This window comes from Geomonas sp. Red32, assembly GCF_023652955.1.
Lineage (GTDB): Bacteria > Desulfobacterota > Desulfuromonadia > Geobacterales > Geobacteraceae > Geomonas.
In genome coordinates this window covers 1,375,961-1,391,000 of the sequence record NZ_JAKLOY010000001.1, presented here as the reverse complement: position 1 = coordinate 1,391,000, position 15,040 = coordinate 1,375,961, and the positions used below count along the sequence as shown (strand labels likewise).

The window sequence follows — 15,040 nt, the reverse complement described above, 5'->3', positions numbered from 1 at the left end:
AAGGGGGGACAGGGGGGATTTGCCGTTCGCCCCTACTGCACCCCACCCCTCGCCACCGTCACCGCCACGACCTCCGCCACGCCCGCATCCAGCAGGACCTCAGCGCATTCCCTCATCGTGCTCCCCGTCGTGAGGACGTCATCCACCAGCATCACCCGCTTCCCCGCCAGCCGCTTGCCGTTTTTGACCTCGAAGGCACCGGAGACGTTGAGCCAGCGCGCCTCCGCGTCGAGCGTCGTCTGCGGATCCGTCCACCGAATCCTCCGCAGGTTACCCGTCTCCACCGGCACCCGCCACCGCTTCTCCAGAACCTTGGCCAGCAGTTGAGCCTGGTTGAAGCCCCGCTCCCGTAATCGCTTTCTATGCAGCGGAACCGGCAGAATCAGTTCCGGCCGGGCCTCCTCCCGGAATGAAGCCAGCGCCCCCGCCATCAGAATGGCCAAGGGATCGGCGAGATGGACCCGGTTTCCGTACTTGAACCCGTGGATGAGGTCCCGCACCGGACCGGCGAACACCACCGCCGAGCGCGAGCGATGGAGCGGCAGCCGCCCAAGGCAGTCTCCGCAGAGGTGACCGCGCCCCTTCTCCGTCGTGAAGGGAGTGCCACAGATGGTGCAAAGCGGGCCTACGAGGAAGGACGTTTTCTCCAGACATTCGGGACAGATCAGGATCTCGCCAGCCAGGGGAATGAAGGATCTACAGGCGTGGCAAAGGGGAGGAAAGAGGATATCCAGCAGAGAGCGTGGGAGGAGCATGGACACCTCGCGGAGGAGTCATTGCGGAATATCGGGGACAGTTGCCGAAACAACGTCCCCCCCTTGTCAAAGGGGGGACAGGGGGGATTTGACGTTGACTGATCGAGAGGTAAATCCCCCTAAATCCCCATTTATCAAGGGGGACTTTGGAGACAAAAAGCGGCCCTCCGCGAAGGACTTCGGGGAGGGCCATTACAGGATCGTTCGACTTCAGGGGTAGAAGAAGATTAGCACATCATAATATTTTGTCTACAATCCCATATCTTCGTTGACGACCAGCACGCGGATGTCGGTATTGCGCGGTCTCTTCTCGATGATGGTCGTCACCCGGCAGATCCGCTGCGGCGAGTTGCAGTCTCCGCAGAAACCGGTCACCGTGCAGGGGGTGGAGAGGTTGAGACGTTTGGCGTTGGGCGGAGAGGCGTACGTCTTCACCCGGTGGATGGCGTCCTCGACGGAGCCGTCCACGAGCTTGTTCCTCCCGACGACCACGATGACCTTGAGCGGGCCGAAGAACATAGCGGCGGCGCGGTTGCCGTTGCCGTCGATATTGACCAGCTGGCCCTCGAGAGTGACCGCGTTGCTTCCGGTGAGGAAGAGGTCGCAGGTCAGCTGACGGCGGGTGATGGCGAGCTTTTCCTCGGGAGTGAGCCCGGGCAGGCCGTGGTTGAGGATCTCTTTCCCCATCCCTTTCAACTTTTCGGAAAGCTTGAGGTCGGCGATGGAGAGAGAGCCGCCGAAACCGATGCTGTGGGCGTACTCCGCTTCGTTGACGATGTAGTGAAAGACCTCTTCCCCGCTCTTGCAGAAGACCGCGTCGAAGCCATTTTTTTTCAGCCCCTCGACAGCTTTGTGGCACTTCTGGGCATACGCCCAATCGTTCAACTCTTCCGTCTGGCTCATGTCTCCCCCCTTTCTCGTAGTAGAAGTTACCGCTTCGCCAAGTATTCGCGTTCGTACGGCCAGTACTCTCTCATGAAACCGATCAGCTGCTCCATCCGCGCCTTGAAGGCCAGCCGCCACTCATCCTGCTCCGGGAAGTGACGCTGTTCGCGTACACTCGCGCAGAGCTCGCGTCCGAGGGTGCGCGCCTGGCCGAAAAGCGCCTCCTCGTTCGGGAATTTCCGCGGCCCCATGCCGGGGGAGCCGATTTTCCCCACACACTGGGCACCCCAGGAGTTTACCACGCGCAGCATGTAGTCCAGCACCTCGTCGTCCCCGCCACCGCCGGAGGTTTCCACCACCACGGCGTATTTTCCTTCCAGGGCGGTGCGGTGCGCGAGACCGTTGCAGCGGTCGATGAAAGACTTCATCTGCGCGGTGACGCTGAAGATGTAGTTGGGGCTTGCCAGGACGACCGCGTCGGCGGCCTCCATCTTGGCCTTGATCACCTCGTACTCGTCCTTAAGGGGGCACGGGCCGACCGCATGGCAACGGTCGCAGGCGACGCACGGCGTAATGGGGGTCTTGGAGAGTTCGACGATCTCGACCTCCGCCCCGGCCTCGGTGGCCCCCGCAAGGACCTCTTCCAAAAGTTTCCCGGTGGTCCCGTTCATGCCGCGGGGACTGCCGTTGATGGCGATGATTTTCAAGACGTTCTCCTATGAAACGGTTGTAGCTACTCTTTATTCCCCCTCCCCTTGAGGGAGGGGGTCAGGGGGTGGGGTAAGTTTCAACGAAGTGCCGTTAGCCGGCGCGGCGTCAAAAATCCCCCCTGTCCCCCCTTCACAAAGGGGGGGACGCAAGGGCACTTTCTTCGATCATGGACACCTTGTCCGCCGCACTCCCTCTCGAGGGGGGGCAAACGGAGCCGGCGGCTTACCCCTCGATGAGGCTCTTGCCGGTCATTTCCTTCGGCTGCGGGAGACCGAGGATCGCCAGCATGGTCGGCGCGAGGTCGGCCAGCACCCCTTTTCTAAGCTTTACGTTCTTGCGGGAATCGTCCACCAGCACCACCGGAGCCATGTCGCAAGTGTGGGCGGTGTGGGGCCCGCCGGTCTCGTCCACCATCATCTCGGCGTTGCCGTGGTCGGCGGTGATGATGGTGACGCCACCCTTGGAGCGGACCTTCTCCACCAGCTTCCCGACGCACTCGTCCACCGCCTCGACGGCGCGGATGGCGGCCGGCATGATGCCGGTATGGCCGACCATGTCGGCGTTGGCGAAGTTCAAAATAATGACGTCGTACTTGTCCTCGTCGAGCCGCTTCATAAGCTCGTCGGTCACCAGGTACGCGCTCATCTCCGGCTTCTGGTCGTAGGTCGTGACTTCTTTCGGGGAGGGGATCAGCGCGCGGTCCTCGCCCTCGAACGGCGCCTCGCGGCCGCCGTTGAAGAAGAAGGTGACGTGGGCGTATTTCTCGGTCTCGGCGATCCTCAGCTGGGTTTTCCCTGCCGCGGCGATGACCTCCGGGAAGATGTTGGTCAGCTCCTCCACGCCGAAGGCGACCGGGAGCCCGAAAGTCTCGTCGTAGGTGGTCATGCAGAGGTAGCTGGAGAGTTTCGGGAAGACCGGACGCTCGAAACCGGAGAAGGAGGCGTCGGTAAAGCTGCGGGTGATCTCGCGGGCGCGGTCGGAGCGGAAGTTGAAGAAGATGAAGGCGTCGCCGTCGCTAAGCTTCCCGGCCGGAGCCCCGTTGTCGGCGATCACCGAAGGCTTCACGAACTCGTCGGTGACCTTGGCGGCGTAACTCGCCTTGATGGCAGCTTCCGAGGAAGGATACCTTTCCCCTTCGCCCATGACGATGGCGCGGTAGGCCTGCTCCACGCGGTCCCAGCGGTTGTCGCGGTCCATCGCGTAGAAGCGGCCGATCACGGTGGCGATCTTGCCCGCCCCGATCTTCTTGATCTGCGCCTCGAGCCTGGCCAGGTATTCGCCCCCCGACTGCGGCGGGGTGTCGCGCCCGTCCATCAGGCAGTGGACGAAGATCTCCTTGATCCCCTGCCGCTTGGCCATCTCGATCAAGGCATAGAGGTGAGTCTCGTGGGAATGGACGCCGCCGTCGGAGAGAAGGCCGGAGAGGTGGAGCCGCCCGCTTCCCGCCTTGCACTTGGCCATGCACTCAAGGAGCGCCGCGTTGTCGAAGAAATCGCCGTCCATGATCGACTTGGAGATGCGGGTCAGGTCCTGGTAGACCACGCGCCCCGCGCCGATGTTGGTGTGGCCGACCTCGGAATTCCCCATCTGGCCGGCGGGAAGCCCGACCGCCATCCCGGAGCCGTCGATCTCACCGGCGGGATACTCGGCACAGAGACGGGTCATGTTCGGGGTCTTAGCCTGGGCGACGGCGTTATGCTCCGTTACGGGGTTGATCCCCCAGCCGTCGAGAATCATCAGCAGCAGCGGTTTCTTTGCCATGGTCTTCTCCCTCACTCGAGAAATTAAAAAAGGTGAAGAGGACTTCACCTTAATTTGGATGCAACACGCACGCTACTCATGATGGTATGGCTCGCCGTTCATGATGGTAAAGCCGCGGTAGATCTGCTCCAGCAGGAACACCCGGACCATCTGATGGGTAAGCGTCATTTTAGAGAGCGAAATGGATTTGAACGCCTGGGCGCGGAATCCGTCGGTGAAACCGTAGGCCCCGCCGATGGCGAAGGCCAGATCCTGTATCCCCTGGTCGCGGCTTTTGGAGAGGAAGGAGGCGAACTCGGGGGAGGTCATCTGCTCCCCCCGCTCGTCCAGGACCACCAGGCGGGCCCCCTTGGGGAGGAGCTTGCCGAGCCTCTCGCACTCCCTCTCCCGCATGGCGGGCGCCGCGGCCCCCTTCTCGTCCCGGGCTTCCAGGATCTCCAAGGGGGCATAACGTTTAATCCGGCCGGCGTACTCGTCGATGCCGGTCTTGACCCAGGCTTCCTGGGTCTTGCCGACCCAGAGGAGCTTCAGCCTCACGCCTGCTTATTCTCCCACTGGAATTCGTCGGGAATCTCGATCTCGGCCGCGCGGTTCCAGAGCTCGTCGAGATTGTAGAGGGCGCGGACTTCCTCCTGGAAGACGTGAACGATCACGTCGCCGTAATCGACTACCACCCAGCGCCCCTGGTCGTACCCCTCGGTATCGAGAGCGTGGTCGAACGGCTTCAAGCCCTGTTTGACCGAGTCGGCGATCGCCTGCACCTGACGGTCCGAACGGCCGCTGGCCAGGACCAGAAAATCGGCGATGCTCGAGATCCTGCTGATGTTCAGGACCTTCACGTTGAGCGCCTTCTTGTCTAGCGCGAAGGCCGCGCACTTGATGGCTCTCTCCTCGACCGGCATCGCCACTTTATCTTGCATCGATGTATAACCTCTGTTCCTTGATGTAATGTTCGACCGCCGCCGGTACCAGGTAGCGGATCGAGCGACCCGCCCTGACCAGCTTGCGGATCTTGCTTGAAGAGATGTCCAAGAGGACACCGTTGAGCGCGTAGACACAGTGTCCCGAGCCGTGATTAAGACGATTAGCCGCGGGATCATAACAGAATTCCGGGGCCAAGGCAACAGGGAGGGCCTTGGCCAGGCTGTCGATGGTGGATCCCGGACGTTGCACGCAGATCAGGTGGCAAATACCGAATATTTCTTTGTATTCCCGCCAGGTGGAGATGTCGTTGAAGGAATCGGCTCCGACGATGAAGTAGATCTCGTCCTCGGGGTATCTCTCCTTGAGCTCCCGCAAGGTATCGATGGAATAGGACCTCCCGCCGCGCACTCCTTCCATGTTGGAGACCGCGAAGGCGGGATTGTCGGCCACCGCCGCCTTCACCATCTCCAGGCGGCTCGCGAAGGAGAGCTGGCCGACGGTGGGCTTGTGGGGGGGCGTCGCGGCCGGGATGAAGATCACCCGGTCCAGGCCGAACAAGTCCCGCGCCTCCTCGGCGATCCTGAGGTGCGCGTTATGAATCGGGTTGAAGGTCCCGCCCAGTATCCCGGTTTTCATGCCGCCTCTGTCCCTTTGGAATACCTCCCCTCCCCACTTGAGGGGGAGGGTCAGGGTGGGGGGGAGGCCAGCCTTGGGCACTCCGTGGATGCTTTCCCCACCCCCTAGCCCCCTCCCTCAGGTGGAGGGGGAACAAGATGCTACGCCCGAACCTGTCCTTCGCCGTAGACGATGAACTTGGTGGTGGTGAGGTCGGTAAGTCCCATCGGCCCGAAGGAGTGGAGCTTGGTGGTCGAGATGCCGATCTCGGCGCCCAGGCCAAGCTGGTTGCCGTCCGAGAAGCGGGTGGAGGCGTTGACCATCACCACGCCGGAGTTGACCTCCCGGATGAAGCGCTGGGCGTTGCCGTAGTCCGAGGTGATGATCGACTCCGTGTGGAGCGAGCCGTAGCGGTTGATGTGATCGATGGCCGCGTCCATGTCGTCCACCACCGCCGCCGCCAGGATGAGATCCAGGAATTCCGCCGCCCAGTCCTCTTCCACCGCCTTGGTCGCCTTCGGGGCCAACCGGCAGAATGCCTCGTCGCCGCGCAGCTCGACCTTCAGCTCGGAGAGCACGTCGAAGATGAAGGGGACGAACTTCTCGGCGATGTCGCGGTGGATCAGGAGCGTTTCCAGGGCGTTGCAGACGCCGGGGCGCTGGGTCTTGGCGTTGATGACGATGTTTTTCGCCATCTCGAAGTCGGCGCTCGCGTCCACGAAGACGTGGCAGACCCCCTTGTAGTGCTTGATGACCGGGATCTTCGACTTCTCCACCACGAAGCGGATCAGGCTCTCGCCGCCGCGGGGGATGATGACGTCGATGAACTCCTCCTGCTTGAGCATCTCCTCGACCCCCTCGCGCTCGACGAACGGGATGATGGAGAGCGCCGCCTCGGGGATGTTCCGCTTGGTGAGCTCCTCCTTGAGGAAGCGGGCGATGGCCATGTTGGAGTAGATCGCCTCCGAGCCGCCGCGCAGCACCACCGCGTTGCCGCTCTTGAGGCAGAGGGCCGCGGCGTCCGAGGTGACGTTCGGGCGCGACTCGTAGATGATGCCGATGACCCCGAGCGGGATCCGCATCTTGCCGACCATCAGCTCGTTGGGGCGCTTCCACATGTTGGTCACCTCGCCGACCGGATCCGGCAGGGCAGCGACCTCGTGTATCGCGTCGGCCATCCCCTTGATCCGCTTCTCGTCCAGCATCAGGCGGTCGAGCATGGCGGCGGAGAGCCCGCGCTTCTGGCCCGCCTCGAGGTCCTTGCGGTTCTCCTCGACGATGTGGGCGGCATTATTGACGAGCGCCGTGGCCATATCCATCAGGAGGTCGTTTTTGACGCTGGTGGATAGTTTCGCCATGGCGAAAGAAGCCTGCCGGGCGGCAGCGGCGATGGAAGCGATCTTTTCGGCTACGGACATTACGGTACCTCCGGAAACATTAAAACCTGCGGAAAAGCGGATTCATTTATTGTACACCAACCCCATCCTCACCCCAACCCTCCCCATGACCCCGTCTATACACCTTGAAAGGGAGGGAGCGTTGCCTGCGTGAGGTCCCCCCCTTTGCGAAGGGGGGAACAGGGGGGATTTTAGCCGGTGAGGCCATAACCTTTGAGGCTGGCCTCGGCGCTCCGTGGATGCTTCCCCCACCCCCTAGCCCCTCCCTCCAGGGGAGGGGAGAGTGCCTGCGTGAGGTCCCCCCCTTTGCGAAGGGGGGACAGGGGGGATTTTAGCCCGACGAGAGACTCAAAGTTCCCCCTCCCATCAAGGGAGGGGGAGGGCTTATACAGGGGGGATTTGCCGTTAGAGAACGACCATGTTATCCCGATGGATGACGTCGTCCCCATACCTGAAGCCGAGGATCTGCTCGATCTCGCTGCTTTTGTGCCGGCTGATCAGCTCGATCTCCTGGCTCGAGTAGTCGACGAGGCCGCGGGCGAACTCCGTCCCGTCCGGCCCCACCACCTTCACGCAGGCGCCGCGGGCGAAGCGTCCCTCCACCTTCACGATTCCGGAAGGGAGCAGGCTCTTCCCTTTCTTCCCGACGAACTCGCGCGCCCCGGCATCCACCATCAGCGTGCCGGTCGGCCTCAAGGTGTAGGCGATCCAGTGTTTGCGGCGGTTCAAGGCATCGCCGGCGGGAAGGAAGAAAGTACCGATCTCCTCCCCAGCCATGACCCGCGAGAGGTTGCCGCCGGTCTTGCCCGCAAACACCACCGCGCCGCCGCCCGCCTTGGTTACCTTCTTGGCGGCGGCCAGCTTGGTGGCCATCCCGCCGGTACCGACGCTGCTGCCGCTCCCGCCAGCACCCCGCTCCATTTCGCGGGTGATGGTCCGGACCTGGCCGATGAGGGTGGCGTCGGGATTGCTGCGTGGGTCGGCGGTGTAGAGCCCGTCGATATCGGTCATGATGAGAAGGAGCTGGGCCTCCACCAGGTTGGTGACCAAGGCGGAGAGGTTGTCGTTGTCGCCGAACTTCAGCTCGTCCACCACCACGGTGTCGTTTTCGTTGATGACCGGGACGATCCCGGAAGCGAGCAGCGTGTCGAGCGTGCCGCGCGCGTTCTGGAAGCGTCGACGGTTGGCCAAGTCGTCCCGGGTAAGGAGGATCTGGGCGACCGTCAGCCCGAAGGCCGAGAAGGCCTCTTCGTAGGCCCGCATCAGCCGGGACTGCCCCACCGCGGCGGCAGCCTGCTTCTGCGGCAGCGTCTTCGGGCGGTCCGTCAGCCCCAAGAGCGAGCGGCCGGCGGCCACCGCACCGGAGGAGACGATGACGATCTCCAGGTGCTTCTCCCTGAGGCGGGCGATCTCCCCGGCGAGCCCGTTAAGGAACTCCGCCGAGATCCCCTCACCGGAGGCGTCGGCGAGCACGCCGCTCCCTATCTTGATCACGATCCTTCTGGCTTTTCTTAGCAGTTCCTTGCGCATCGAAGCTGTCTCATCATGATAGTTTTTTAAAAAACGGGATAGTAGCACGTTTCCAAACTCATGGCAAACGCCATCACTGGATGTGGCTCAAATGATTTGACAAACTGCAGACGGGTCTTTAGACTGTCGGCGCCACACTGAGGTGACCTATTGCTTAACAAATCGCTCTGGAAAAAACGAATATACACCATTCTCTCACTAGACAGCCATCCCGGTCACATAGCAGCCGGCTTTGCCGTCGGAGTTTTCATCAGCTTCACCCCGTTCTTCGGACTTCATACCCCCCTTGCCATAGCAGCCGCCTTCATCTTCAGACTCAACAAGATCACGTGCATCACTGGAGCCTGGGTTAACACACCGATCACCGTAGTTCCCATTCTCGGGGTGAGCTATAAGCTGGGAAGGTTCCTCAGGGGGCGGAGTGTCAACGAGCTCCCGCAGCAGGCGCTTCAGGGGGGGCTCGAGTGGCACAACCTCGCCAAGTATGCCAAGTCGATCATCCTCGGCAGTTCCATTTTGGGCTTCCTGGCCGCGATAGTCGCCTATTTCATCTGCTACTATCTTGTGGTCAGGTTCCGCGCCAAAGACGCCGCCCAGGCCGAGATGGACAAGGAAATGGATGAAGTCGGGGAAGAGCTCGATTAGATCTATAACGTCAAAACCGTTTGAACGCGGATGACCGCGGATTATGCGGATTTACGCGGATAAACCTTCAAAAGCTTTAGGGGTAACCCCAAAGCCTTTGCCTCAAAAGCCTCGCTCCTGCCTTTGCCGTATCCGTGTTAATCCGTTCAATCCGTGTCATCCGTGTTCCATTCGTCCCTTGCCTTAGCCTTTCCCCCAAGATCTTCCGTTTTTGCCTTTGCCGTATCCGCGTAAATCCGCTCAATCCGCGTCATCCGCGTTCCATCAGTCCCTTGGCCTTAGCCTTTCCCCAAGATCTTTCGTCCCTGCCTTTGCCGTATCCGTGTCAATCCGTTCAATCCGTGTCATCCGTGTTCTATTCGTCCCTTGCCTTAGCCTTTCCCCCAAGATCTTCCGTCCCTGTCTTTGCCGTATCCGCGTCAATCCGCGTCAATCCGCGTCAATCCGCGTCAATCCGCGTCAATCCGCTCAATCCGCTCAATCCGCGTCATCCGCGTCATCCGCGTCATCCGCGTTCTAATCCGGTTTTACCAAATAAAAAAACGCCGGCAGCGTCTAACGCTCCGGCGCTTTTCATTTCATGTCACCCGCGACCTATCTTCCCAAAAATGGGGTCACCACGGTGTACAGCATGAACGACATGAAGGCGGACGCCGGGATGGTGATCACCCAGGCGGCGACGATCCGGTAAGCTACCCCCCAGTTGACCGCCGACATCCTCTTGGACAGACCGACCCCCAGGATGGCGGAAGTGATGACGTGGGTGGTACTGGTGGGAAGCCCCATGGCGGCAGCGCCCAGGATGACGCCCGCGGAGGCGGTCTCTACGCAGAAGCCGTGTACCGGCTGCAGCTTCACGAAGTCGTGACCGACGGTCTTGATGATCCTCCACCCGCCGGCGGCGGTCCCGAGCGCCATGGCGATCGCGCAGCCGATCTTGACCCAGGTCGGCACCTCGAAAGTGGCGAGCGTCCCATAGCTCACGAGCGCCATGGTGATGACCCCCATCGATTTCTGGGCGTCGGCGGTCCCGTGGGAGAAGGCCATGACGGCGGCGGAGAGGATCTGGAGCTTACGGAAGTTCTTGTTGAGTCCGTAGGGAGCGCTGTTCCGGAAGGTCCACATCATGCCGACCATGAACAGGAAACCGAAGATGGCACCGACGACCGGAGAAACCAGCAGTACGGTGACGATCTTCTGCAGTCCTTTCCAGTGCAGCGCGCCGAAACCGGCATGGGCCACCACCGATCCGACCAGGCCGCCGATGATGGCGTGCGACGAGGAGGAAGGGAGTCCGTAGTACCAGGTGATCAGGTTCCAGACGATGGCGCCGAGGATGCCGGCCAGTACCACGACCTGGGTGATGTTGTTGGCGTCGACGATCCCCTTGCCGATGGTGGATGCCACCTTGGTGGAGATCATCGCCCCCACGAAGTTCAGCCCCGCCGCCATGATGATCGCCGCCCGCACCGAAAGGGCACGGGTGGATACGCAGGTGGCGATGGCGTTGGCGGTGTCGTGGAAACCGTTGATGTAGTCGAACAACAGCGCCGAACCAATCACGGCGACCAGAAGTACGAGCGTCGTCTCAGGCATTTTTTACCACCACGCTTTCTAAGATGTTGGCAGCGTCTTCGCACTTGTCGGTGGCGGTCTCCAGCGTCTCGTAGATCTCTTTCCACTTGATGAGCTGGATCGGGTCCTTCTCCTCGTCGAACAGGCGGCTGATCGCCTCGCGGCAGACGCGGTCGGCCTCGTTCTCGAGCGCGTTGACCTCGATGCAGTAGGCGCTGATCGGCTCGAGCTTGCCGCCGAGGACCGCAACGGTCTTGTCGATAGTCTGGCAGGACTTGAGGATCAGGAAGGCGAGTTCCTTCGACTCCGGGGTCGGCTTCTCGACGTTGTACATCACCACCCGCTGCGCGGAGGCGTCGATCAGGTCCAGGATGTCGTCCAGGGCCGAGGAGAGGGCGTAGATGTCTTCGCGATCGAAGGGAGTCACGAAGCTCTTGTTGAGCTTTTTGATGATGTCATGGGTGATGGTGTCGCCCTTGTGCTCAACCTCTTTGATCTTGCGCTGGCTGGTGGCGGGATCGCTGAAATTGTCCAGCATGTCCTTGAGAAGTTCCGCTCCCTGCACGATGTTGTGCGACATCTCCCTGAACATGGCGAAAAACTTCTCATCCTTAGGTATCAACCCGAACATTGCTCCTCCGATTGCGGCCTCTGGCCCAGTCTGTGTAACAAAACCGTGTAGATATAACACATTCGCAACAAAGTTGACAGTGTGAATTTGGTATACGGCGGCCTTTAATGAAGCCCCCCCCTTTATCCCTTGATTTCCGGGGGTGTTTCGCTTATCTTGCACGGGATTTTAATCAGATAGGCAGGAGCTACACCCACATGAACCCGATTCACGCCGCCGTGCTCGGCACCGTTCAGGGCCTCACCGAGGTCCTTCCCATCAGTAGCTCCGGCCATCTGATCCTGATCCCCAAATTCCTCAAGTGGCCCGAATCCGGGCTCACCTTCGACGTAGCCCTTCACCTGGGAACCTTCATCGCCCTCGCCCTCTACTTCTGGCGGGACATTCTCGAACTGTTCGGAAGCTTCCTCGCCTCCCTCAAGGAAGGGGCCAACACCCCGGCCAAACGGCTCCCCTACTACATCCTGGCGGCCACCATCCCCGCAGCGATAGTGGGTAAGACCCTCGAGGGACCGATCGAGGAGATGTTCCGCAAAAGCCCGGCTACCATCGCGGCGCTTTTGATTGGCTTCGGGGTGCTGCTCGCCTTCGCCGACACCACCGGCGCCAAGAGGTGGCGGGTGGACCGGATGACCCTCAAGTACGCCATCATCATCGGGCTCGCCCAGTGCCTGGCGCTTCTTCCCGGCGTATCCCGTTCCGGCATCACCATCACCGCCGCCCTTTTGCTCGGCTTCAACCGCGAGGCCTCGGCCCGCTTCTCCTTCCTCATCTCGCTTCCCATCGTGGCGGGAGCCGCCATCCTCAAGGTGGGCCACCTCGTGAAAGCAGGCATCCCCGCCGGCGAAGCCGCCCCGCTCGCCATCGGGATCGCCACCTCCGCCGTCTTCGGCTATCTGAGCGTCGCCTTCCTCTTGAAACTCGTCCAGCGGGACTCCCTGTACCCGTTCTTCTGGTACCGCCTGCTGGCCGGTTGCGGCGCCCTCACCCTCATCTTCCTCGGCTACTAAAGGAAAAATAAGCCCCCCACCCTGGCAAAGCTTATTAAGTTAGGTAAGCTTAATTTTCATTATTCGGCGACGGCTGGAGGTGGGGATGAAGGGGGGAATCAAAAGCTGGCCGCAAAGCGAGCGGCCGCGTGAAAAGCTGCTCCAGCACGGCTGCACCGCCCTGAGCGATGCCGAGCTCCTCGCCCTCATCATCGGCAGCGGCGACGCCGCCACCAGCCGCAGCGCCCTCGACCTCGGGCGCGACCTCCTCGCCGAATTCCAATCGCTTCGTTCCCTCTCCGACGCCTCCTGCGCCGAAATCCAGCGCATCAAGGGGCTGGGCCCCGCCAAGGCGAGCTCCGTCAAGGCCGCCCTCGACCTCGCCCGCCGTCTGCGCGGCGAACAGCGCCCCATCGAATCCTTTACCCGTTTCACCTCCGCCCTGCAGGTCTACGAGCAGTTCTCCGACCTCGACTACGAGTTCAGGGATATCCGCAAAGAGTACTTCATGGTGCTCCTCCTGGACGGCAAGAACCGCATCATCAAGCGGATCCGGGTCTCCGAGGGGTCGCTCAACCAGAGCATCGTCCACCCCCGGGAAGTCTTCAACGTGGCGGTGCGCGAGTCGGCCGCCGCCATCATCCTGCTCCACAACCACCCCACCGGCGATCCCACCCCCAGCCCCGAAGACCTGGAGGTTACCAGGCGTTTGCGGGATGCGGGAGAGGTAATGGGGATCAAGGTGCTCGATCACATCATCATCGGCGAAGGTGCCTTCTACAGCTTCGCAGAGAGAGGCCACATCTAGTCCTACAAGGAGATCCCATGCGAAAAACCATCGTCCCGTTGCAGGAGAATCACCAGGAAACGGTCCGCTGCCTCAATCTCGACGCCATCGCCCGGGTCGAAGTCACCTCCGAGGACCCGTCCCATCCCATCGAGGCGGCCCTGGTGCCGCCGGTCGGGGAAGGGTGGCGGGCGGCAACTCCGGGCAAACAGCTGATCCGGCTCAAGTTCGACCAGCCCCAACATATCAGGGTGATCGCGCTGACCATCAAGGAGCCCGAGCACCCGCGCACCCAGGAGTTCGTCATCCGATGGGGCCACGGTGGGGGAGAGTTGCAGGAGATCGTCCGTCAACAGTTCAACTTCAGCCCCCCCGGCACCACCACGGAGCAGGAGAGCTACGATGTCGATCTCCCCGGCGTCGAAGCCCTCGAGATCGAGATCAACCCCGACCTGTCGAGCCCCCACGCCCGGGCCACCCTCGCCCGCTTCCGTGTAGGCTAAAAGAATTGGGCGTACCCCACCGAGGTTTCCGACCTCCGCGACATGATTTCCTGACCGGGCCCGATCTCCAGGCAAAAAAAAGGCGCCGGAAGGAAGGAGAACTCCCACCGGCGCAAAAGTTTGGGGACCTGCGTTTTTTTCTTGTTGGTATTAGCTGCTGCGGCTAGTTGTTCTTTTTCCAGACGTCGATGCTGATGTTTCTATCCAGCAGCTCCCAGATGCGCTGGGGGCTGGGGAGAGGCTTGACCGGTCCTGCTTTGGTGAGCTTGTCGGCTTTGGCCTGCCGGTTCGACCGGTACTCGTCTATGTAAATCACGTTCTGCATCTGAGTCCTCGTTACCGGCGGCTGTTCAACTTTAGCAACGTGCCGCTCTTGTACTTTCTATCTACAAAACCGGTGCCAATTTTTCCACCAGACGAAAAAATCCCTCAAGTTACTGATAACTTGAGGGATTTTTATTGTTCAAAGGATGACGGCTGAAGGTGTCATCCCCGCAACTTTTGAACTCATGACACCTTCGCGTCAGCCGGACTGGGAACAAAACGACGGCAGGTCAGGCACTTTCACACTTCGTACAGCAGTTCAGAATTTGCACAGCTTGACACCTATTTCTGGACCCAGCGGCCGTTTTGCAACTGGATCCACCAGCCGGGCTCGGCACCTTCCTGCCTGGTCTCGGCAAAGGTGGCGGCCGCCTTCGGCATCACCTGGTTGATGGCGGCCTGGCTCTCCTTCTCCTTCCTGAGTTTCAGGATCGCCTTGGCCATGCTCATCACCACCGTCTTCCGGCTCTGGTTTTCGGCGGCGATCTGAGCCTGGTCCTGGGCGGTCACCTTCGATTTGTCCCGCACGCTGACGAGCCCCTGGTTGGAGATCCCGATGGCGCCGTTGGCGAAGAGCTGATGGATAAGGGGAAGGCGGCGGCTCATGTCGTCGTAGGCCTTCACCACCTCTGGCATGCTGGAGAGCTCGATGGCCAGGGTATCGGCCTCGTTTTCGGCCGCGTAGGCGGAGCCGACCAGCGAGAACGACGGCACCTCGTTGAACAGACTGCTCTGCGGCTTGGCCGCCTCCGGAGCCGCCGGGGCCGGGGCGGGCGGCGTGGCCGACGGCTGCGCACCCTTGTCGGCCGGCTTAAGGAGCATGTCGTCCAGGGATTTATAAGCCTCCTTGGCCGCCTTCTCCGGGAAATAGACGTTGACCGTGATGACCGCACAGGCGGCGAGGAAGAAGCAGGCCACGGCCAGGATCAGTTTCCAAATGTTTTTCATGACACCTCCAATGCAAAAAGCTTAGAACGCGGATGACGCGGATTTTACGGATTTTCGCGG

The 15,040-nt window shown here is 61.3% G+C and carries 17 protein-coding genes; 4 read left to right on the top strand and 13 right to left on the bottom strand.

What is annotated here, in order from left to right; all coding sequences use genetic code 11:
- Positions 1 to 32 precede the first annotated feature (32 nt).
- The 9 genes from L4X63_RS06065 to proB form a co-directional block, all read right to left on the bottom strand.
- On the bottom strand, positions 33 to 755 hold the full coding sequence (locus L4X63_RS06065; protein WP_250677687.1) for a ComFC family protein: 723 nt from the start codon (positions 753 to 755) through the stop codon (positions 33 to 35).
- A 249-nt stretch (positions 756 to 1,004) separates the two neighbouring features.
- Positions 1,005 to 1,658, bottom strand: coding sequence for a lactate utilization protein (locus L4X63_RS06060; protein WP_250677686.1), 654 nt, complete (start codon positions 1,656 to 1,658; stop codon positions 1,005 to 1,007).
- Positions 1,659 to 1,684: 26 nt separating this feature from the next.
- The gene (locus L4X63_RS06055) at positions 1,685 to 2,347 is read right to left on the bottom strand and encodes a flavodoxin family protein (RefSeq protein WP_250677685.1); all 663 of its coding nucleotides are present in this window, start codon (positions 2,345 to 2,347) and stop codon (positions 1,685 to 1,687) included.
- Between the two features lie 226 nt (positions 2,348 to 2,573).
- The gene (gene gpmI / locus L4X63_RS06050) at positions 2,574 to 4,112 is read right to left on the bottom strand and encodes a 2,3-bisphosphoglycerate-independent phosphoglycerate mutase (protein WP_250677684.1); all 1,539 of its coding nucleotides are present in this window, start codon (positions 4,110 to 4,112) and stop codon (positions 2,574 to 2,576) included.
- A 72-nt stretch (positions 4,113 to 4,184) separates the two neighbouring features.
- Positions 4,185 to 4,649 carry a 23S rRNA (pseudouridine(1915)-N(3))-methyltransferase RlmH gene (locus L4X63_RS06045; RefSeq protein WP_250677683.1) on the bottom strand — a complete coding sequence of 155 codons (465 nt, stop codon included), beginning with the start codon at positions 4,647 to 4,649 and terminating at the stop codon, positions 4,185 to 4,187.
- Positions 4,646 to 5,032: a ribosome silencing factor gene (gene rsfS, locus L4X63_RS06040; RefSeq protein WP_250677682.1), complete on the bottom strand. Its 387-nt coding sequence runs from the start codon at positions 5,030 to 5,032 to the stop codon at positions 4,646 to 4,648. Before rsfS ends, L4X63_RS06045 begins: the two co-directional genes overlap by 4 nt.
- Positions 5,022 to 5,672 carry a nicotinate-nucleotide adenylyltransferase gene (nadD, locus tag L4X63_RS06035; RefSeq protein ID WP_250677681.1) on the bottom strand — a complete coding sequence of 217 codons (651 nt, stop codon included), beginning with the start codon at positions 5,670 to 5,672 and terminating at the stop codon, positions 5,022 to 5,024. The genes rsfS and nadD overlap by 11 nt, the downstream gene beginning before the upstream one ends.
- A 140-nt stretch (positions 5,673 to 5,812) precedes the next feature.
- On the bottom strand, positions 5,813 to 7,069 hold the full coding sequence (locus L4X63_RS06030; protein WP_250677680.1) for a glutamate-5-semialdehyde dehydrogenase: 1,257 nt from the start codon (positions 7,067 to 7,069) through the stop codon (positions 5,813 to 5,815).
- A 384-nt stretch (positions 7,070 to 7,453) separates the two neighbouring features.
- A complete protein-coding gene (proB, locus tag L4X63_RS06025) occupies positions 7,454 to 8,578 on the bottom strand; it encodes a glutamate 5-kinase (protein WP_250677679.1) in 1,125 nt (374 codons plus the stop codon).
- 150 nt (positions 8,579 to 8,728) lie between these two features.
- Between proB and L4X63_RS06020 the strand changes: the two genes are divergently transcribed.
- Positions 8,729 to 9,223 (top strand): DUF2062 domain-containing protein, encoded by a 495-nt coding sequence (locus L4X63_RS06020; RefSeq protein ID WP_250677678.1) that lies wholly within the window; start codon positions 8,729 to 8,731, stop codon positions 9,221 to 9,223.
- Positions 9,224 to 9,817: 594 nt separating this feature from the next.
- Here L4X63_RS06020 and L4X63_RS06015 read toward each other — a convergent pair.
- Complete coding sequence (locus tag L4X63_RS06015) at positions 9,818 to 10,819, bottom strand: inorganic phosphate transporter (protein WP_250677677.1); 1,002 nt, start codon at positions 10,817 to 10,819, stop codon at positions 9,818 to 9,820.
- Positions 10,812 to 11,429 carry a DUF47 domain-containing protein gene (locus tag L4X63_RS06010; RefSeq protein WP_250677676.1) on the bottom strand — a complete coding sequence of 206 codons (618 nt, stop codon included), beginning with the start codon at positions 11,427 to 11,429 and terminating at the stop codon, positions 10,812 to 10,814. The genes L4X63_RS06015 and L4X63_RS06010 overlap by 8 nt, the downstream gene beginning before the upstream one ends.
- A 197-nt stretch (positions 11,430 to 11,626) precedes the next feature.
- Here L4X63_RS06010 and uppP point away from each other — a divergent pair, with 197 nt between their 5' ends.
- From uppP to L4X63_RS05995, 3 genes are all read left to right on the top strand, one after another.
- A complete protein-coding gene (gene uppP / locus L4X63_RS06005) occupies positions 11,627 to 12,439 on the top strand; it encodes an undecaprenyl-diphosphatase UppP (RefSeq protein ID WP_250677675.1) in 813 nt (270 codons plus the stop codon).
- Between the two features lie 85 nt (positions 12,440 to 12,524).
- Positions 12,525 to 13,226: a RadC family protein gene (gene radC / locus L4X63_RS06000; RefSeq protein WP_250677674.1), complete on the top strand. Its 702-nt coding sequence runs from the start codon at positions 12,525 to 12,527 to the stop codon at positions 13,224 to 13,226.
- Between the two features lie 17 nt (positions 13,227 to 13,243).
- Entirely contained in the window at positions 13,244 to 13,708 is a 465-nt protein-coding gene (locus L4X63_RS05995) for a hypothetical protein (RefSeq protein WP_250677673.1), read from the top strand.
- Positions 13,709 to 13,871: 163 nt separating this feature from the next.
- Here the strand turns inward: L4X63_RS05995 and L4X63_RS05990 are convergent, their stop codons facing one another.
- Both L4X63_RS05990 and L4X63_RS05985 read right to left on the bottom strand, forming a co-directional pair.
- Positions 13,872 to 14,033 (bottom strand): hypothetical protein, encoded by a 162-nt coding sequence (locus L4X63_RS05990; RefSeq protein WP_250677672.1) that lies wholly within the window; start codon positions 14,031 to 14,033, stop codon positions 13,872 to 13,874.
- A 281-nt stretch (positions 14,034 to 14,314) separates the two neighbouring features.
- Positions 14,315 to 14,980 carry a DUF1318 domain-containing protein gene (locus tag L4X63_RS05985; RefSeq protein ID WP_250677671.1) on the bottom strand — a complete coding sequence of 222 codons (666 nt, stop codon included), beginning with the start codon at positions 14,978 to 14,980 and terminating at the stop codon, positions 14,315 to 14,317.
- Positions 14,981 to 15,040: the final 60 nt, after the last annotated feature.